This window comes from Microbispora sp. H13382, from assembly GCF_014161445.1.
In the GTDB taxonomy this organism is placed as follows: domain Bacteria; phylum Actinomycetota; class Actinomycetes; order Streptosporangiales; family Streptosporangiaceae; genus Microbispora.
The window spans coordinates 1-18,646 of sequence record NZ_JABBXA010000038.1; the positions used below are offsets into that span (position 1 = coordinate 1).

17 protein-coding genes are annotated in these 18,646 nt (G+C 72.9%); 12 read left to right on the forward strand and 5 right to left on the reverse strand.

Annotation, left to right across the window (positions count from 1 at the left end; all coding sequences use genetic code 11):
* A partial coding sequence (locus HHX41_RS39105; protein ID WP_220504844.1) for an HNH endonuclease signature motif containing protein occupies positions 1-677 on the forward strand: 677 nt, incomplete at its 5' end.
* Between the two features lie 174 nt (positions 678-851).
* Here the strand turns inward: HHX41_RS39105 and HHX41_RS39110 are convergent.
* Positions 852-4,055 (reverse strand): cation-translocating P-type ATPase, encoded by a 3,204-nt coding sequence (locus tag HHX41_RS39110; RefSeq protein WP_182909966.1) that lies wholly within the window; start codon positions 4,053-4,055, stop codon positions 852-854.
* Between the two features lie 193 nt (positions 4,056-4,248).
* Here HHX41_RS39110 and HHX41_RS39115 point away from each other — a divergent pair, with 193 nt between their 5' ends.
* From HHX41_RS39115 to HHX41_RS39125, 3 genes are read left to right on the forward strand one after another with little or no spacing between them, the layout of a single operon-like run.
* A complete protein-coding gene (locus tag HHX41_RS39115) occupies positions 4,249-4,449 on the forward strand; it encodes a heavy-metal-associated domain-containing protein (RefSeq protein ID WP_169981467.1) in 201 nt (66 codons plus the stop codon).
* Entirely contained in the window at positions 4,446-5,522 is a 1,077-nt protein-coding gene (locus HHX41_RS39120) for an NAD(P)/FAD-dependent oxidoreductase (RefSeq protein WP_182909967.1), read from the forward strand. Before HHX41_RS39115 ends, HHX41_RS39120 begins: the two co-directional genes overlap by 4 nt.
* 42 nt (positions 5,523-5,564) lie before the next feature.
* Positions 5,565-8,474 (forward strand): BTAD domain-containing putative transcriptional regulator, encoded by a 2,910-nt coding sequence (locus HHX41_RS39125; protein ID WP_182909968.1) that lies wholly within the window; start codon positions 5,565-5,567, stop codon positions 8,472-8,474.
* 15 nt (positions 8,475-8,489) lie between these two features.
* On the opposite strand, the gene HHX41_RS39130 is transcribed toward HHX41_RS39125, so the two are convergent.
* Complete coding sequence (locus HHX41_RS39130; RefSeq protein ID WP_182909969.1) at positions 8,490-8,735, reverse strand: heavy-metal-associated domain-containing protein; 246 nt, start codon at positions 8,733-8,735, stop codon at positions 8,490-8,492.
* 128 nt (positions 8,736-8,863) lie between these two features.
* Here HHX41_RS39130 and HHX41_RS41535 point away from each other — a divergent pair, with 128 nt between their 5' ends.
* The 4 genes from HHX41_RS41535 to HHX41_RS39145 all read left to right on the forward strand — a co-directional run bounded on the left by HHX41_RS41535 (position 8,864) and on the right by HHX41_RS39145 (position 13,014).
* A complete protein-coding gene (locus HHX41_RS41535; protein WP_259401674.1) occupies positions 8,864-8,986 on the forward strand; it encodes a hypothetical protein in 123 nt (40 codons plus the stop codon).
* A complete protein-coding gene (locus tag HHX41_RS39135; RefSeq protein ID WP_169981533.1) occupies positions 8,979-9,764 on the forward strand; it encodes an ABC transporter ATP-binding protein in 786 nt (261 codons plus the stop codon). The genes HHX41_RS41535 and HHX41_RS39135 overlap by 8 nt, the downstream gene beginning before the upstream one ends.
* A gap of 5 nt (positions 9,765-9,769) precedes the next feature.
* Entirely contained in the window at positions 9,770-12,310 is a 2,541-nt protein-coding gene (locus tag HHX41_RS39140) for an FtsX-like permease family protein (protein ID WP_259401676.1), read from the forward strand.
* 119 nt (positions 12,311-12,429) lie between these two features.
* Complete coding sequence (locus HHX41_RS39145; RefSeq protein ID WP_182909971.1) at positions 12,430-13,014, forward strand: hypothetical protein; 585 nt, start codon at positions 12,430-12,432, stop codon at positions 13,012-13,014.
* Positions 13,015-13,080: 66 nt separating this feature from the next.
* Here the strand turns inward: HHX41_RS39145 and HHX41_RS39150 are convergent, their stop codons facing one another.
* Positions 13,081-13,737, reverse strand: coding sequence for an SRPBCC family protein (locus HHX41_RS39150; RefSeq protein ID WP_182909972.1), 657 nt, complete (start codon positions 13,735-13,737; stop codon positions 13,081-13,083).
* Positions 13,738-13,872: 135 nt separating this feature from the next.
* On the opposite strand from HHX41_RS39150, the gene HHX41_RS39155 reads away from it, so the two are divergent.
* Positions 13,873-14,274 carry a VOC family protein gene (locus HHX41_RS39155; protein ID WP_249349820.1) on the forward strand — a complete coding sequence of 134 codons (402 nt, stop codon included), beginning with the start codon at positions 13,873-13,875 and terminating at the stop codon, positions 14,272-14,274.
* Positions 14,275-14,278: 4 nt separating this feature from the next.
* Here the strand turns inward: HHX41_RS39155 and HHX41_RS39160 are convergent, their stop codons facing one another.
* A complete protein-coding gene (locus HHX41_RS39160; protein WP_182909973.1) occupies positions 14,279-15,025 on the reverse strand; it encodes an aminoglycoside 3'-phosphotransferase in 747 nt (248 codons plus the stop codon).
* A gap of 63 nt (positions 15,026-15,088) precedes the next feature.
* On the opposite strand from HHX41_RS39160, the gene HHX41_RS39165 reads away from it, so the two are divergent.
* From HHX41_RS39165 to HHX41_RS39175, 3 genes are read left to right on the forward strand one after another with little or no spacing between them, the layout of a single operon-like run.
* Positions 15,089-16,156, forward strand: a complete 1,068-nt coding sequence (locus HHX41_RS39165; RefSeq protein WP_182909974.1) for a patatin-like phospholipase family protein — start codon at positions 15,089-15,091, stop codon at positions 16,154-16,156.
* On the forward strand, positions 16,153-16,914 hold the full coding sequence (locus tag HHX41_RS39170; RefSeq protein WP_182909975.1) for an NAD(P)H-binding protein: 762 nt from the start codon (positions 16,153-16,155) through the stop codon (positions 16,912-16,914). Before HHX41_RS39165 ends, HHX41_RS39170 begins: the two co-directional genes overlap by 4 nt.
* Before the next feature lie 58 nt (positions 16,915-16,972).
* A complete protein-coding gene (locus tag HHX41_RS39175) occupies positions 16,973-17,563 on the forward strand; it encodes a dihydrofolate reductase family protein (protein WP_182909976.1) in 591 nt (196 codons plus the stop codon).
* A gap of 16 nt (positions 17,564-17,579) precedes the next feature.
* Here HHX41_RS39175 and HHX41_RS39180 read toward each other — a convergent pair whose 3' ends face one another.
* Complete coding sequence (locus HHX41_RS39180) at positions 17,580-18,413, reverse strand: SAM-dependent methyltransferase (protein ID WP_169981478.1); 834 nt, start codon at positions 18,411-18,413, stop codon at positions 17,580-17,582.
* Positions 18,414-18,646: the final 233 nt, after the last annotated feature.

Sequence of the window (18,646 nt, forward strand, 5' to 3'; positions counted from 1 at the left end):
GGGCACGGTGCTCGTCCGCAGCGCCGGGGACGGGACCGGACAGATCGGGAGGACCCGGAGGGCCGAGAGCGGAGACGCGGGAGGCGCCCGGCGCGCGGGGACCAGAGCCGGGGACGCCACCGGGACCGGAGCCGGGGACGCCGCAGGGCGTGCTGGGACCAGAACCGGAGGCGTCATCGGGAGCAGAGCCGGGGTCGCCACCGGGAGCAGCGGCCGGAGGGCTGCCGGGGGCACTGGCGGGGGCGCTGCTGGGGACAGCGTTGGGGACGGCGCCGGGGTTGCTGCTGGCGACCGGGCAGGTGCTGCCCGTCTCCAGCGTGCACCGGCTGGCCCGCACCTCCACCCTGGTGCGCCTGGTGATGGACGCCGAGGGGCAGGTCCTGGACATGGGCCGCAAAGTCCGTCTGGCCACCCCCGCCCAGCGGCGGGCGATCTACGCCCGCTACGCCACCTGCTGGGTCGACGGCTGCCCGCTCCCGGCCACCAGGTGCCAGATCGACCACGCCGACAACTGGAGCACCGGCGGCCTGACCGACCTCCAACTGCTGGGCCCGGCCTGCCAGTTCCACAACCGCGACCGCTACCAGCACCCCGACCGCTACACCCGCCACAAGACCGGCAAAGACCGCTGGGCCTTCACCTACCACCCGGCCCGAACGAGACGGCTGCGGGTATAGCGGCCCGTGGGCGGTGAGCGTGACGCTGATCCCGGCACACGCTGATCCCGGCACACGCTGATCCCGGCACACGCTGAGGCTCTGCACATCCGAGTGCTCCTCCGAGCAGGGTGCCGTACGGATGTGCAGAGCCGGCGGGCCGTGCCGGCACGTGCCGGCACGTGTTGCATGTTCCTAGCGGGCCTCGACGGTGAACGTCGTGGTGAGGACGCGGCCCTGTGCGTCGCGGAACTGTCCCCACAGGCGGTACAGGCCGGGGCGGGGGAATCGGGCGTGCAGGCCGAGTTCGGGCCCGAAGGTCTGACCCGGGAGGGCGAAGACGGGGCGGCCCTGGTCGTCCTCGACCTCCGCGTGCTCGTGGGCGAATCCCTCGCCGTCGAGCGGCATGATCACCACGTGCCCGGCGGCGGCCAGGTAGGGGCGCAGGCCGGAGACGGGCCTGCCGGTCGAGGCGTCCGCGAAGCGGAAGGTGAGGTCGCTCCTGCCGCCTGCTTCGGCCTCGCCGCCGAGGGTGACCCGGAGGCCGCCGACGACCTGCTCGCGGGGAGACGGAGCCGTCGTTTCGGAGGTGACGAAAGCCTCCGGGCGGCCGACCGTGATCTCCTGGTGGTCGAGCACGTCGGTCATCTCCCCGCGCCGCCGGAACTCGGCGTTGACGAGGTAGCGGCCGGCGGTGGGGAAGGTCAGCCGGACGGAGAACTCGCCGGGCCGGCCCGTGGGCTCGGGGTGGGCGTGGGCGAAGGTGCCCAGGTCCGAGCGGGTGGCGATGAAGTGCATCCACGCCTCGTGGCTGCGTACGACGTCGTCGACGGGGCGGCGGGTCGCGGGATCGGTCAGCTGGATGCGGACGGTGGCGGGGACACCGGGGGTGACGTCCCGGGGGACCTGGATGTCCATCCGGACGCCGGCGTCCTCGGCGGGAACGGGTTCGGTCTCGGCCGTCATCATCACGCTCATGGCGGGCCGCATGGGCATGCCGGTGTCCTGCGCCCAGGCGAGCATGCCGTTCATCCCGCGCTGCGCCGCCTCCGTACGGCTGAGCGCGGTGAATCCGGCGCCCACGGCCAGCGCGAGGCAGGCGATGCCGGCGAGGTAGCCCCAGTCGGCGAGCCGGGAAACGGCGGAGCCGGGCCGGAAGCGGCGCAGGCGCAGCGCGTTGGTGACGACGCTGACCGAGCTCATCGCCATCGCGGCGGCGGCGAGGGAGGGGTCGAGGAGCACGCCGTTGAAGGGATACAGCACACCGGCGGCGACCGGGATCAGCAGCACGTTGTACGCGAACGCCCAGGCCAACCCCTGCTTGATGGTGGTCACGGTGCGCCGGGACAGGTCGATGGCCGAGACGATGCCGCGCAGGTCGCCGCCCACGAGGGTGATGTCGGATGCCGCGATGGCGACGTCGGTTCCGGTGCCGATGGCGATACCGAGGTCGGCCGTCGCCAGTGCGGGAGCGTCGTTGATCCCGTCGCCGACCATGGCGACGACCGCGCCGGTCTCGCGCAGGGCGGCCACGCGGGCCGCCTTGTCCTCGGGCCGTACGTCGGCGATGACGTGGTCGATGCCGACCTGCCGGGCGACGACGTCGGCGGTGACCCGGTTGTCGCCGGTCAGCATCCACACCTCCAGGCCGAGCGCGCGCAGCCGGTCGACGGCCTCACGCGACTCGGGCCGGATCGTGTCGGCCACTCCGATCAGTCCGGCGAGGCGGCCGTCGAGGGCGACGTACACGGGGGTCGCTCCCTCGGCCGCCGCCTCGGCGGACAGCTGCTCCAGTTCGCCGACGCTCACGTCGTGGCGGCGCATGAGCGCGGCGTTGCCGATGAGCACGGCGCGGCCGGCCACCCGGGCCTCGACGCCGTGGCCGGGTACGGCGTCGAAATTCTCCACCCCGGGCAGGCGGAGCCCGCGGTCCCGGGCGCGTGTCACGATCGCCTCACCGAGGGGGTGCTCGGAGCCCGTCTCGGCCGCGGCGGCGTACGTGAGGAGCTCGTCGGCGTCCCCGCCCGCGACGGCGACGAGGTAGGTCACATCGGGGCGGCCCCGGGTGATCGTGCCGGTCTTGTCCAGGACGACCGTGGTGAGGCGGCGGGCCTGTTCGAGCGCGTCGCCACCGGAGATCAGGATGCCCAGCTCGGCCGCCTTCCCGGTGCCGACCATGATCGCCGTGGGGGTGGCCAGGCCGAGCGCGCACGGGCAGGCGATGATCAGTACGGCGATGGCGGTGCCGATGCCGAAGGTGAGCCGTCCCTGGTCCGGCCCGAAGACCGCCCAGACGGCGAAGGTGAGCACGGCGATGCCGATGACGGCGGGCACGAACCACCCGGACACCGTGTCGGCCAGGCGCTGCAGGGGCGCCTTCGACCCCTGCGCCCGCTCGACCAGTCGCACGATCTGCGCCAGCGTCGTGTCCTGCCCGACGGCGGTGGCCCGCATCACGACCGAGCCGGTCCGGTTGATCGTGGAGCCGATCAGCGGGTCGCCCTCGCCCCTGCGCACCGGCATGCTCTCGCCGGTGATCATGCTCTCGTCCACGGTGGAGACGCCGGCGGTGACGACGCCGTCCACGGGGATCTTCTCGCCCGGGCGGATCCGGACGAGGTCGCCGACGGCGACGTCCTCGACCGGGACCTCGATCTCGGCGTCCCCGCGCAGGACGCGGGCCGTCTTCGGTCGCAGTCCGAGCAGCTCCCTGATGGCCGAGGTCGTCCGCTTCTTGGCCCTCGCCTCCATCCACCGGCCCATGAGGACGAGCGCGATGACGACGACGGAGATCTCGAAGTAGACGTGCAGCGGCAGCCCCAGCCGCTCCGCCGCGGCCGGCCACAGGGTGACGAACGCGCTGTAGCCGTACGCCACCGTCGTGCCCAGGGCGACGAGCGTGTGCATGTTGACCGCACCATGCCGGCCGGCCGCCCAGGCGGCGCGGTAGAAGGGACGGCCCGCCCAGAACTGCGCGACCGTCGCGACGACCAGCAGCAGCGGCATCAGCCAGTCCATCGCGTCGATGGGCAGCGGCAGATACATCAGCACCATCATCGACAGCCCGGCGGCGAGGGTGACCTGCCAGGTGCGCTTCAGCCGGACGACCTCCCTGTCCGGTTCGCCGGCCGGTTCGCTGCCGGGCTCCTGCGCCGGCCCCGGCTGCGGCTCAGGCTGGGGAATCCCGGCGGTGTACCCGGCCCGTACGACCGACTCGGCGAGCGTCTCGACGGTGACGCGGGCGGGATCGTAGGTGACGGTGGCGACCTCGGTGGCGAGGTTCACCTCGGCCGTCTCCACCCCGTCGACACGGGTGAGGGCCTTCTCCACCCTGCGGACGCAGGACGCGCAGGTCATGCCGCCGATGTCCAGCGTGCGCACGGTCGTCATGACCGTCATCGCTTCACCTCCTGGTTGAATGCTTCGAGGCGACGGTCCCGCCCGGCGCTTTCCCCCCGCTGCCCGTCTCCTGTCGGCCCCTGTCGGCCACTGTCGGCCCTGTCGGCCCGGAGACAGGGGACCGACAGCGCCGCCCGGCATGGTCTTCTCATCCGGGCCGTACGGAGCGGCCCGCGACGTGAAGGAACGAACGATGAACCAGCTCGTGCTGTCCGTCCCGGCCATCAGCTGCGGCCACTGCGTCAAGGCGATCGCGGAGTCCGTCGGCGAGGTGCCCGGCGTCGGCTCGGTGGCCGTCGACTTCACCGCCAAGACCGTCGTGGTCACCGGCTCCGCCGGCCGCGACGCCGTCTGCGCGGCCATCGCCGAGGCAGGCTACGAGGTGGCGGCGTGACCGGCCACACCGACTACGACACGCTGGTCGTCGGTGGCGGGCAGGCCGGGCTGGCGTTGGGGTACCTCCTGCGCCGCGCGGGTGTGCGGTTCGCCATCCTCGACGCGCACGAACGGGTCGGAGACGCATGGCGCCACCGGTGGGACTCGCTCACGCTGTTCACTCCCCGCCGGTACGACGGGCTGCCGGGCCTGCCGTTCCCGGGAGACCCGGACGGCCACCCGGACAAGGACGAGGTGGCCGACTACCTGGAGACGTACGCGGAGCGGTTCGCCCTCCCCGTGCACCTCGGCCGTCACGTCACGGCCGTACGGCCCGAGGGGGAGCGGTTCCTGGTCGAGACCTCGGCAGGGGCCTACACGGCGGCGCGGGTCGTGGTCGCGGCGGGGGCGTTCCACACGCCGCGGACGCCCGCCTTCGCGTCGGGCCTCGACCCGGGCGTCCCCCAGCTGCACAGCACTGTGTACCGCCGTCCGGAGCAGCTCCCCATGGGCGAGATCCTGGTCGTCGGCGCGGGCAACACCGGTGTGCAGATCGCCGAGGAGCTCGCCGGCAGCGGACGGCGGGTCCGGCTGTCGGTCTCGTCGATGGGCCGCGTGCTGCCCCAGCGCGTGCTGGGCCGTGACCTGTTCTGGTGGTTCTCCCACCTGGGCTTCATGGACATCCGCGGGGACAGCCGGATCGGGCGCCGCGTCAGAAGCCGGGAGCTGATCATCGGGACCGACGTGAAGCGGCTGCTGCGGCGGGTGGAGCGGGTGGACCGCGCCGTGGACGCCGAGGGGCGGGACGTCGTCCTCGCGGACGGCCGCCGCGTGCGCCCGGACGGCGTCGTCTGGGCGACCGGTTTCCGCGCGCACTATCCCTGGCTGCACGTGCCGGTGCTGGACGAGCAGGGGGCGCCGGTGCACCGCGAGGGCGTCACGGCCTGGCCGGGGCTGTACTTCCTCGGTCTGCCCTGGCAGCGGGCCCGCGGCTCGTCCGTGCTGGGGTGGGTGGGGCGCGACGCGCACGCCCTGGCCGAGCGGCTGACAGCCACCGCAAATGATCCCGGCAAATCACTCATTGCCCCTTAATATTGGGCAGTCCCGGCGTAGCCGGGGATGACGAGGAGTGACATGCCGAACACCGCCGTGACGTTCGCGGTTCTCGGGCCCACCGAGGTGCGGGGGTCCGACGGCTCTCCGGCGGCGCTGCCGCCGTCCGTGCGAGCGCTGCTGGCCCGGCTGGCGCTGTCCTGCGGCCGCGTGGTGCCGGTGGACGCCCTGACGGACGCGTTGTGGGGCGACGAGGGCGACGACCTGCCGGCCGACGCGGCGAACGCTCTGCAGATCCGGGTGTCCAAGCTGCGCCGCGCCCTCGCCGCCGCCGGGCTCGGCGCGGACGTCCTGGTCACGCAGGCCCCCGGATACCGGCTCGCCGCGCTCGCCGAGGCCGTCGACGCGCACGTGTTCGAGCGGCTGCTCGTCCGCGCCCGCGAGGAGACGGCCGCCGGCAACGTCACCGCCGCCATCGGCTGCCTGGACGAGGCGCTGCGGCTGTGGCGGGGGCCCGCACTGGCGGACGTCGGCCAGACGACGTGGGCGACGACGGAAAGCGCCCGGCTGGAGGAGCTGCGGCTGGGCGCGGTCGAGGACCGGATCGAGCTCCTGCTGGAGTCCGGAGGGCACAACGAGGCGGTCGCCGACATCGAACGCCTGGTGGCGCGACACCCGCTGCGGGAGCGGCTGCACCGCCTGCTGATGCTCGCGCTGTACCGCGGTGGACGGCAGGCGGAGGCGCTGGCCGCCTACCAGGCGCTGCGCCGCGGTCTCGCCGACGAGCTCGGCATCGACCCGTCGCCGGAGCTGCAGGCGCTCGCCGAGGCGATCCTCCGTCAGCAGGTCCCGTCCGCCGGCGGGCCGCCCGCCGTACCCGCCAGGGAACGGGCACCGGAGAACGCCGACCGGCTGCCGCGGCGGCTGACGTCGGTTATCGGCCGCCAGGACGACGTGACGACGGCGCTGGAGCGGCTCGCGGAGGCGCGGGTGGTGACGCTCACCGGCCCGGGCGGGATGGGCAAGACGACGCTCGCGTTCGAGATCGCCCGCCGCGTGAACGAGACGCCGGACGAGACCCCGGTCGACCGCGTGCTGCTGGTCCGTCTGGCGGCCCTACAGCCGGGGACCGACGTCGCCGGCGTCTTCGCCGCCGAGCTGGGCGTGGTGACGCAGGGCACCGGAGCGGCCGACGCGGTCGAGGAGCACCTGCGGGACGGCCGCACGCTGCTCGTGGTCGACAACTGCGAGCACGTGGTGGACGACGTGGCCGTTCTCGTGGAGCGGCTGGCCGCGGCCTGCCCGCGTCTGCGCGTGCTGGCCACCAGCAGGGAGGCGCTGGCGATACCCGGCGAGGTGCAGGTCGCGGTCGGCCCGCTCGGAGACGATCCCGCCGTCCGGCTCTTCGCCGAGCGGGCCCGTGCCGTACGGCCCTCGTTCACGCTCGACGCCGAGACCGCTCCCGTGGTGGCGTCCATCTGCCGCAGGCTCGACGGCATGCCGCTCGCCATCGAACTCGCCGCCGCCCGGGTCAAGGCGCTGTCTCCGGCCGACATCGAGGCCCGGCTCGCGGACAGGTTCTCGCTGCTGACGGCGGGACCCCGCACCGGTGAGGCCCGCCACCGCACGCTGCGCGCCACCCTCGACTGGAGCCACGATCTGCTGCCGGAGGCCGAGCGGCGGCTGCTGCGCCGCCTCGCGGCGTTCCGCGGCGGCTGGACCCCGGCCGCCGCGGAGGAGGTGTGCGCCTTCGGCGGCGTCAGCCGCGGGGAGGTGCTCGACCTGCTGTTCCGGCTGGTCGACCGGTCCCTCGTGGTGCCGGAACCGGCCACCGGGCGATTCCGGCTGCTCGTCACCGTCCGCGACTACGCGTGGACCCGGCTGGAGGAGGCCGGGGAGGTCGCGGAGTGCCGCGACCGCCACCTGGCCCACTTCGTCCGCCTCGCCGAGGAGCACGGGCTGGGCGTCCGCGACCCCGCCGTCTTCGCCCGGCTGAACGACGACCATGACAACTTCCGCGCCGCCGTGGACCACGCGGTGAACGGCGGCGACGTCGAGAACGGCTTCCGGCTGGCCTGCGCGCTCGTGTGGTTCTGGAACTACGGGATCCGCTACGAGGGCACGCGGGCGCTGACCATGCTGCTGGAGACCGGCGGCGGCTCAACCGTCGCACGGGCCCGCGCGCTGCAGGGGATCGGGTTCCTGCACGTCTACTACCCGACCCCGCAGTCCGTCGCCGCCGCCGAGGAGAGCCTCGCGATCCTCGAGGAGATCGGCGACGTGCGCAACGCCGCGATCTCCCGGCTCGTCGTGGCCTGGGCCGGTCAGTACGGCGGAGACGCCGGGCGCTACCGGGCGATGATCGAGCGGAGCCGCCGCGACCTGGGCGACTCCGACGGCGGCTGGTGGCTGGGCATGAGCCAGTATCTGGAGGCCCTGCTGGCCCTTCGCCTGGGCGACTTCGCGACCGCGGCCGTCGAGTGGCGGCGCGCCCTCGACCTCGCCCGGGCCGTCGGCGACCGCATCATCGGCAGCGCGATCCTCGCGCATCTCGGCATCGCCCTGCGCGAGTCCGGGCGGCGGGAGGAGGCTCTCGCCGTCCTGCGGGAGTCCGTGGACGAGGTGCGCGGCCGCAACTCTTTCCACGGGCTGACCTTCGCCCTCGTGCACATGGCCCACACCCGGCTGGACCTGGACGAGGGCGACGACGTCACGGCGCTGCTCGCCGAGGCGGACGAGGTCGCACGGCGGGCGCGCAACCCCCGCTGCCAGGCGTGGGCCGCGTGGGGCCGCGCCCGCATGGCGCGTGTGCGCGGGAAGGCCGACCTCGCCGCCGAAGAGTGCCGGGACGCGGTCGCCCTGTTGAAGGAGGGCGAGTTCCCCTGGGCCAGGGCCCGCCTGTGGTCGTTCCTGGCCGACTGCGCCGCCGACGCGGGCCTGCCCGACGAGGCCGCCCGCGCCCGCGAGACGGCCGCGGCGCTCACGGACTGAGCTCACAGACCCAGCTCAGGCGCGCCGGTGCTCGCACCGGTCACCCGCGAACCCCGCCGACGCCAGCGCCGTCCGCAGGTGCCCGGCGTCCACGTCTCCGCGTACGCGCAGCAGGCCCCGGGCGGCGTCGACCTCGAACGAGGTGACGCCGGTCACGTCTCGTACGTGCCTGCTCAGGAGGCGGACGCACCGGCGGCACAGCAGTGCCGGCACACACACGGTCGTCTCCTCCGCCGCCCCCTGACGGCTCTGGTCTGCCATGCCGTCCAGCGTGCCGTCCCGGTCTGGCGGCCCGCTGTCCGTCCGCTGTCCGAGCCCGCAGGAGACCGCCAGGAGCGGGCAAAGCCGGCGGCCAGCCCTCGGACAGCCCGGACCGCGACGCTCCTGTCATGCACCTCATCCTCCCCGTTCTCCCCGAGCTGATCCATCTGAGGCATCACGAGTTGCTGCAGCAGGCCGAGCAGCACCGGCAGATTCGCGACATTTCAGGAGCCCGCCATGACCATGACTGATACGACCACCACTGGGACGACCACCACAGGGACACTCCCGCGTACCGACGTCGCCGCGCTGGCCCGCGACGTCGTGAAGATCTACGGGCGCGGTGACACCGCGGTCCGGGCCCTCGACGGCGCGACCCTGTCGATCCCCGCCGGGCGGTTCACCGCCGTCATGGGACCGTCCGGGTCCGGGAAGTCCACGCTGATGCACGCCCTGGCCGGCCTCGACACCGTGGACGAAGGGCAGGTGCTCATCGGGGACACCGACCTCGGCCGGCTGAGCGAGCGGCGGCGCACGCTGCTGCGCCGCGAGCACGTGGGCTTCGTCTTCCAGAGCTTCAACCTGGTCCCGACGCTGACCGCCGCCGAGAACATCGTGCTGCCGCTGACCCTCGCCGGGCGGCGCGCCGACCAGGCGTGGATCGACGAGATCGTCGCGATGCTCGGGCTGGCCGACCGGCTGCGGCACCGGCCCGCCGAACTGTCCGGCGGGCAGCAGCAGCGGGTCGCCGTGGCCCGGGCGCTGGCCGCCCGCCCGCGGATCGTCTTCGCGGACGAACCGACCGGCAACCTCGACTCCCGGGCGGGGGAGGCGGTGCTCGGCTTCCTCCGCCACGCCGCCCACGAGCTGGGCCAGACCATCGTCATGGTCACCCACGACGCGAACGCCGCGGCGTACGCCGACCAGGTGGCGTTCCTCGCCGACGGCCGGGTGGCCGGCGAGCTGTACAACCCCGAGGTCCCGGACATCCTGGCCCGCATGGCGGGTCTCGGCGCGAGGGAGAAGTGATCGCGATGTGGCACCTGATCGTCCGCAACACCGTCGCCCGCCGGGGCAGGCTGGCGCTGACCCTGCTCGCCGTCCTGCTCGGTGTCACCTTCGTCACCGGCAGCCTGGTGCTCACCGACACCTCCCAGCGGCTGCTCGACGACCAGTTCCGTACGGCCACCGCGGGGGTCGACCTGACCGTCCGCGACGCCGCCGCGTTCGACTCGGCCATGGGCGTCGAGGTCGAGCGCGACCCGCTGCCCGCCGAGGTCGTGGACCGTGTCCGCGCGGTGCCGGGCGTGGCCGCCGCCACCCCCGTCGTCCGGGGGCAGGGACTGATCGGCGTCGGCGGGAAGACCATCGTCCCGGCGGGCCCGTCGTTGCTGCTGTCGTGGGAGCCCGCCCCGGTCGGCGCGTTCACTCTGCGCGCCGGGCGCGCCCCGGCCGCCGAGGGCGAGGTCGTGGTCGACGCGGCGACCGCCCGGCGGCACCGCATCGGCCTCGGCTCCGAGGTGACCGTACGGGCCGAGCGCACGGAGCGGCTGCGCGTGGTGGGGCTGGCCGGGTTCGGGTCGGGCGAGGGGCTGCCCGAGACCACGGTCGCCCTCGTCACGCGCCCCGCGGCGCAACGTCTGCTCGCACTCGGCGACAACGCCTCGGAGGTCGCCGTCGTCGCCGCGGACGGAGCGGACGTCCAGCGGCTGCGGTCCGCGGTGTCGGCCGCGATCGGCGCCGAGTACGAGGTCTCCTCCAGCCGGGACGTCGCGGCGTCCAGCGCGGCGGCGGCCAAGACGCAGATCTCCTACCTGCAGGTGATGCTGTTCGCCCTGGCCGCGGCGGCCCTGCTCGTCGGCGCGTTCCTCATCGCCAACACCTTCTCGATCGTCGTCACCCAGCGCACGCGTGAGCTGGCCGTCCTGCGCGCGGCCGGGGCCACCGGCGCCCAGGTCATGCGCTCGGTGCTCGGCGAGGCCCTGCTGGTGGGGCTGGCCGCCTCCGCGGCGGGCGCGGGCCTCGGCGTCGCCTGCGCGGCGGGGCTGCGCGACCTCGCCGGGGCCTTCGGGATGACGCTGCCCGACGGCGGGCTCGTCGTCACGCCCCGGACCCTGGTCGTCGCGTTCGCGGTCGGGGTCGGTGTCACGGTCCTGTCGGCGCTCGGGCCGGCCCGCCGCGCCGCCTCGGTGGCGCCGGTCGAGGCGATGCGGCGTTCGTCGGCCGACGACGTCCCCGGGCGGGCCGGCTGGGGCCGTACCGTCGTCGGAGCGGTTCTCACCGCGCTCGGCGCGGCCGGGCTGTCGATCGTCCTGGCCGGGCCGGGGTCGGTCGTCGTGCTCGGCGAGGCGGCGGTCTGCACCGTCGTGGGGCTTGCCCTGCTCGGGCCCGCGGTCACCCCGGCTCTGATCCGGCTGCTCGGACGGCCGCTCGGTGCGGCCGGCGTCCCCGGACGGCTGGCCCGCGAGTCCGCCGCGCGGGCGCCCCGGCGTACCTCCGCGACCGCACTGGCGCTGGCCTTCGGCCTCGCGCTGATCAGCTTCATGACCGTGCTGGGGACCTCGATCAAGGACTCGACCGCGCGGTCGTACACCGAGGCGATCACCGCCGACTACGTGGTGGAGAGCGCCCGCAACGAGATGCTGGGCGGCCTGCCCGCGCACGCCTACCACCACGTCAGCGAGCTGCCGCAGGTCGCCGTGGCCTCCCGGCTGCGCTATGGCCACTGGAAGGACGGCCAGTCGACCGAGGCGCTCACCGCGGTCGACCCGGTCACGCTGCCCCGCGTCACCTCGCTCCACATGGTGGCCGGCCGACTGGACGCCGTCGCGAACGGCGGGATCGTCCTGGCCGCGAACGTCGCCAAGGAGCGGAACCTCAAGATCGGCGACACTCTGGCGATGACGTTCTCCCGCACCGGCGTGCAGCGTCTCCCGGTGGTCGGCCTGTTGCGTGACCGCGACGCCCAGGCGCTGTCGACCGGCTACGTCATCTCGCTGGACACCTTCGAACGGAACTACCGCGAGCACGTCGACGCGAGCGTCTTCGTCAAGGTGGCCGGCGGAGTGAGCGGCGCGGACGCCAAGAGGGCCATCGAACGGGCCCTCGCCGACGCCCCGGCCGCGCAGGTGCGCGACCAGGCCGCGGCCGTCGCAGGGCGGAACGCGATGATCGACCAGGTCCTCGGGCTGGTGACCGCGCTGCTGATGCTCACGGTCCTCATCGCGCTGATGGGCATCACCAACACCCTCGCCCTTTCGATCATCGAGCGCACCCGGGAGCTCGGGCTGCTGCGGGCGGTCGGGATGACCGGCGCCCAGATGCGCTGGATGATCCGTGGTGAGGCGGTCCTCGTCGCGGCCCTGGCGATCGTCGCGGGGGTCGGCCTGGGCGTCGCCTTCGCCGCGGGCACGGTCACCGCGCTGGGCCGCACCACCGAGGCCACGCTCACGCTGCCGGTCGGTCAGCTCCTGCTCGTCGTCGCGGTGGCCGCCGTCGCCGGCCTGCTGGCCGGGCTGCTGCCCGCCCGCCGCGCGGCCAGGCTCGACGTGCTCACCGCCATCGCCACGTCCTGACTTTCCGGGGGGAAAAGAGAGGCGGAGCGAGGGGTATGAGCCGGATGCGCCGCTTGTGTCCCGAAGCGGACGCGCAGGAGGCGAATGGCAGGGCGAACGATAGAGCAGGTGTGGATCGGATGGGCGACAACAAAACAGGCACTTCCCCCGTCGTGACGGCGTCCGCCCGGCGTCTGGCCGTCGCCGCGATCCTCATCGCGATGTCGAACGTCGCGGCGGCGTCGCCGGCACTGGCGGCGCCGGCCCCCGCGGTCGGCCACGGCCCGCACGGGCAAGGTCACGCGCCGGGCGCGCACAGCCAGGGCAACAAGGGCAAGAAAGGTAAGAAGGGCAAGGGGAAGAAGGGCCGTGGTCACGGCGCCCGCCTCGGTGCCCGTCTGGCCGGTTTCGGTGGCCGGTTCGGCGGCGGGTTCGGCGGTGGTTTCGGTGACGGCGACGACGGTGGCGGCACCCAGCGCACGACCGGAATCAACACCGCCAACGCGCCGACGATCAGCAGCCCGCCCTTCCAGCTGTCCACCGGCAAGCGCAACGTGAACGCCCCCGCGGGCAACAGCGCCGTCGACTTCGCCGGCACCCAGCAGGTGTCGAGCGTCAGCGTCTTCACCGACTCCCTCAGCGGCAACTGCCAGAACGGGATCAAGAACTGCTCGATCAACCAGAACCTGCGGGCCGCAGAGAGCAGAGGCGGCATCGGGCGGTAGAGCCCGGCGGCACTGAAAAGGGCGTCCTCCCACCGGGAGGACGCCCTTCTTGCTGCCGGATCGGGATCAGAGCTCGCCGCTCTCGATCGCCTGCTTGAGAGCACCCTGCAGCTGCTGGTGCGCGGCGGTGCCGTTCGCGGCGACGAAGTCGATCAGCGAGCTGTCCGCCTCGAAGGTGAGGTTCTCCGTGACGCGGGTCTTCCCGCCGGGCAGCGGCGTGAAGGTGATCTTCTGGTGCGTCACCACGTTGGGCTCCGACCAGCTGTCGGTCTCGTAGTAGAACCTGTCCGCGTGCAGACGCTGCTGCGCGTGCGTCTTGCTGACCACGAGCATGCCCTCGTACGGGATCTCCTCGATGGCCGTGAGGTTGCGATAGAGCGCCGGGGGCTCGCCCCACTGCTTGTGGGTGACGACCCGCTTCAGGAACGGGTTCCTGCCCAGGTGGTTGTTGAAGTCCGAGTACTTGTAGAAGGTGCCCGGCATCGGCGCGTCGATGTCGACGGAGATGCTGTTGGTGGCCCGGCTGCGTCCCGAGCCGGGCGCGGGCGGCGTGGTGTCGGAGAACTTGTAGGTGTCCCAGGCGGTCTGCCACTCCTGGGCGATCTCGGCGTCGCTCTCGGTCGTACCGGTGGTCGTGTCGGCGTTCGCGGGAGCGGACAGGGTGGCGAGGAGGAAGGCCGCGGCGAACATCGGGGCCGCGGCGATTCGCAGGATCTTTCTCACATGTACCTCGAGAAGAGGAGAAATGGTACGAGTGATCTTCTATCGCAATCGCAACGTGTTGCAGAAGGGCCCATACCGAATAGGTCACGCGCGGAGGGCCGCGGATTGTCGGCCGGTCCTGGCATCGTGGAGCCCATGAGCAAAGCGAACATGCGCGTGAAGGGCTTCGACCATCTGGTGCTGACCGTGGAGGATGTCGAGCGCTCGCTGGCGTTCTACTGCGACGTCCTCGGCCTGGAGCCGGTGCGCGTCGACGAGTGGCGGGCCGGCGAGGCGCCGTTCCCCTCGGTGCGGGTGTCGCCGGACGCGATCATCGATCTGCTGCGCGGCACCCGTGGAGAGCCGAACGTCGACCACTTCTGCCTGGTCGTCGACCCGCTGGACTGGCAGGAGGTCATCGACGCCGGCGTCCTCACCGTCATCGACGGGCCCGGCCGCCGGTTCGGGGCGCGCGGGGTCGCCACCTCGGTCTACGTCAAGGACCCCGACGGCAACGTCATCGAGCTGCGCTGGTATCCCCAGGACCAGGAGGACTAGAGGTTCACGTGGCGTCCCACAGCAGCCGGTAGTAGGCGATGCGTTCCGGGTCGGGGGCGACGCCGTACGCGTCGTACACGACGGCGTCGTACCCCGGGCCGTAGTTCCACTCCGTGCTCCACGCGGCGACCGCGAGGTCGGCCCACGGGTCGGCCACGCCGAGCGAGCCGAGGTCGACGTGCCCGGCGAACGCCCCGTCGTCGTGCAGCAGGGTGTTGGGCGCGCAGGCGTCGCCGTGGCAGACGACGAGGCGGTCGGCGGCGGGCGGCTCGCCGAGGCGCCGCCGGGCCTCGTCGCGGTCGCGGAGCCGCCGTTCGGCGTTCCAGTCGTACGGGCACTGCTGTGCGGGCAGGGTGTCGTGCAGCAGGCGCAGCCCCCGGCCGATCGCCGCCGCGGCGGTGGCGGGGTCGGCGGTCCAGCGCGGGTCCACCGCCGAGCGGCCGGGAAGCGCCGCCGTGACGAGCCAGGCGCCCTCCGCGTCCGAGCCCCATGCCAGCGCCCGGGGGACGGCTGCCCACCGCCCGGCCCATTCCAGGCGCTCCGCCTCGCCCGGCAGGTCGATCTCCGGGGTGCCGGCGGCGACCCACTTGACGTACCTCGTGCGGCCGTTCGCGTCCTCCAGCCGGAACGTCAGGCCACCGAGCTCGTTGCGCCAGACCGGTGTGACGGCGTCGTCCCCGGCGAGTTCGGCGACGACACCGGGCACCTCCACCGGCCCGGCCGGAACCGAGGCGAGTACGGGTCGGCTCATGACCACCATTTTCCCTGCGGGCGGGCACGAACAGCGGGGACGGATGGAAGAAAGGCGGGGCCGATGGCCGGGGGAGACATGCGGGCCGACCTGGTGCTGGAGGGCGGCGGCGTCAAGGGCGTGGGCCTGGTCGGCGCGCTGGACGAACTGCACGCGGGCGGTTACCGGTTCGGGCGGGCCGCCGGCACCCGCGTCGCGGGAACGTCCGCGGGGGCGGTGGTGGGAGCGCTGGCCGCGGCCGGGATGCCGCCGGAGCGCATGCGCGAGCTCCTGCTCGACGTCGACTACCGCAGTTTCAGGGACGGGTCCGCCGCGGAGCGCCTCCCGCTGGTCGGCAGGGGGTTCTCACTGCTGTCCCTGCTGTTCGAACGGGGCGTGTTCGAGGGCGACTACCTGCGGGAGTGGCTGGGGAACGAGCTGGCCGGCCTCGGCGTCGAGACGTTCGACGACCTGGCGCTCGACGACCCGGCGCCCTGGATGGGCGAGGACCAGCGCTACAGCCTGGTGGTGACGGCCACGGACGTCACCCTGGGCCGGCTGGTGCGCCTGCCGTGGGACTACCGGAGCGTCTACGGCGTGGCGGAGCCGGGCAGGCAGCTGGTGGCCGACGCGGTCCGCGCCTCGATGTCGATCCCCTTCTTCTTCGAGCCCGTCACGATCGCCAACCCGGAGACCGGCCTGGTGTCGACACTCGTGGACGGCGGCGTGCTGTCCAACTTCCCCATCGACACGCTCGACCGGCCCGACGGGGAGCAGCCGCGCTGGCCCACGTTCGGGGTGAAGCTGCTCCCCGCGGTCCGGGAGGACACGCTCAGGCTGCCGTTCGCCGGGACTCCCCATCTGCCCGCCCTGCGACTGCTGACGTCCCTGGTCGGGACCGCGATCGTCGGCCACGACCAGACGTATCTGAACCAGCCCTGGGTGAGCGCAAGGACCATCCAGGTCGACACCGAGAGCGTGGGGGTGGTCGACTTCGATCTCGACGAGCGGCGGAAGCTGCACCTCTACCGCAACGGCCGGACGGCCGCCGCGGCCTTCCTGTCCACCTGGGACTGGGACGACTACCGTGCCCGTTACCGCCCGAAAAGCAGTGGCAGGGTCGCGATGGCCGGGAGTTCACTTGCCTCATGATCGTGATATCGGCCGCCTCCGGCGCGCTCGGCCGCCTCGTCATCGAGCATCTACGCACCCGTACGGAAGTGGTGGCCGCGGTTCGCGACCCCGGCCGCGCGCCCGAGGGCGTGCCGGCGCGCCGCGGTGACTACGACGACCCGGCGAGTCTGCGCGAGGCGTTCGACGGAGCCGCCCGTCTGCTCCTGATCTCCTCTCCGGAGCTCGACACCGCCCGCAGGATCGGGCAGCACATGAACGCGGTGACCGCGGCCAAGGAGGCCGGCATCGGGGCGATCGTCTTCACCAGCTTCCTGGGGGCCGGCGTCGCCGCCACCGGCATGACGGAGGCCTATCACGCCACCGAGCAGGCCATACTCCGCAGCGGCCTGCCGTACACGTTCCTGCGCCATCCCTTCTACAGCGACGCGTTCGTCCCGCGGGCCGTCGAGGGTGAGATCACCAGCAGCACCGGCGGGCGCGGGCTGAACACGGCATTCCGGTCGGATCTCGCCGAGGCGGCGGCCAACGTGTCGACCGGTGAGGGACATCTGGGCCGGGCGTACGACTTCACCGGGCCCCTGTGGAGCTATCCCGAGGTGGCCGAGGCGCTCGGCGTGCCCTATCGCGAGGTGCCCGACGCCGGGCCGGGCCCGATGAGCTGGATCAACGCCCAGATCCGCGCGGGGATGCTGGAGCAGCGGACCGACGACCTCGAACGGGTGCTCGGCCGGCCCGCCGAGACGGTCGTCTCACGGGCTCTCGCCCTTGACAAATAAATTTGTCGGTGACTACCGTATGGCTGGACGATCGAGGAGACCAGCGGAGGAGAGCGCCATGCGCATCGTGGTCATCGAGTTCATGAGCCTGGACGGCGTCGTGCAGGCGCCGGGCGGTCCCGAAGAGGACACCGACGGCGGCTTCGCCCACGGCGGGTGGGTGGGCCCGTTCTTCGACGCCGAAACCGTCGGCGCCGCATTCGACGACACGGTGGAGAAGGCGGAAGGACTGCTCTACGGCCGCCGCACCTGGCAGAACATGGCGGCGGCGTGGCCGGAGCGCGCCGGCGACCCGTTCGCCGACCGGATGAACGCGTTGCCGAAGTACGTGGTGTCGGACACACTGGGCGACGAGCTCACCTGGAACACCACGCGGATCCCCGGGGACGGGGCCGTCGTCCGCATCCGGAAGCTGCGCGAGGCCGGCGAGGGCGACCTGGTCGTCATGGGGAGCCCGAGCCTCGTACGCACCCTCCTGCACGAGGGCCTGGTCGACGAGCTCCGGCTGATCGTCATGCCGGTCATCCTCGGCGGCGGGAAGTCGATCTTCCCCGGCGACGGCCTGCGGCACGGACTCGAACTGGTCTCCGCGACCAGCGGCGGCACCGGCGCTCAGGTGTGCACGTACCGGCCGGTCGCGGAGGGATGAGCGCAGGGCTCCTCGGTCAGGGCTTGACCGCGATGCCGCCGTACGCCCAGGCGTGGCCCCCGCCCGGGATGTGCTCCTGACGCTCGGTCTCGTCCGGGCGCCACCGCACCACCTCGACGATGCCCGGGGCGACCGGCTCCCAGCCCTCGAAGAACTTCGACACCTCGGCGTGGCTGCGCGGCACCATGGGCGCCGTGCTCTTGTCGTACGGCTTGGTCAACTCCTCGCGCGACTGGGGAGCGAAGTCGGACGTGATGTGCGACAGCAGCAGGTGGCTGCCCGAGGGCACGGCGGCCTTGAACCGCTCGACCAGGCCGTACGGATCCTCCTGGTCGGTGATGAAGTGCATGACACCCGCCAGGATGACGGCCACCGGGCGGGTGAAGTCGATCACGGACAGCACCTCGGGATGGGTGAGGATCGTCTCCGGTTCCCGGATGTCGGCCTCGAGGACGGTGGTCACCCCGGTGCCGGCCAGCAGGGCGCGGCCGTGCACCAGGACGATGGGGTCGTTGTCCACGTACGCCACCCGGGCCTCGGGGTTGGCCTGCTGCGCGATCTCGTGGGTGTTGCCCTGGGTGGGGATGCCGGTGCCGAGATCGAGGAACTGCGTCATCCCCGCTTCGGCGGCGAGATGGCGCACCGCCCGGCGGAGGAAGGCGCGGTGGGCGCGGACGCCCTCGCGCGTGCCCGGCGAGACCTTGACGAGTTGCTCGGCCGCCTCGCGGTCGGCCGCGTAGTTGTCCTTGCCGCCGAGCAGGTAGTCGTAGATCCGAGCGGGGTGCGGGACCTTGGTGTTGATTCGCTTCAGGACCTGCTCGGAATGCTCGGGACCCGTCACGTCGGGCATTGGTGCTCCTGTTTCTCGTTGCCGGGGAGGCGCGATCAGACCCGGCACTCCCGGGGAAATCGGGAGTACCGGGTTCATTGATCAGACTACGGGCACAGGGTCGTCATCAGGGGGTGGTCAGGTCGAATCGGTTGACGGTGACCGCGCCGCCCAGGGACTGGGTGGCGTAGTTGAAGACGGCGAATCGGTAGCCCATGAAGAACTGCCAGGCGTTGCCCATGGTGAAGCCGGGC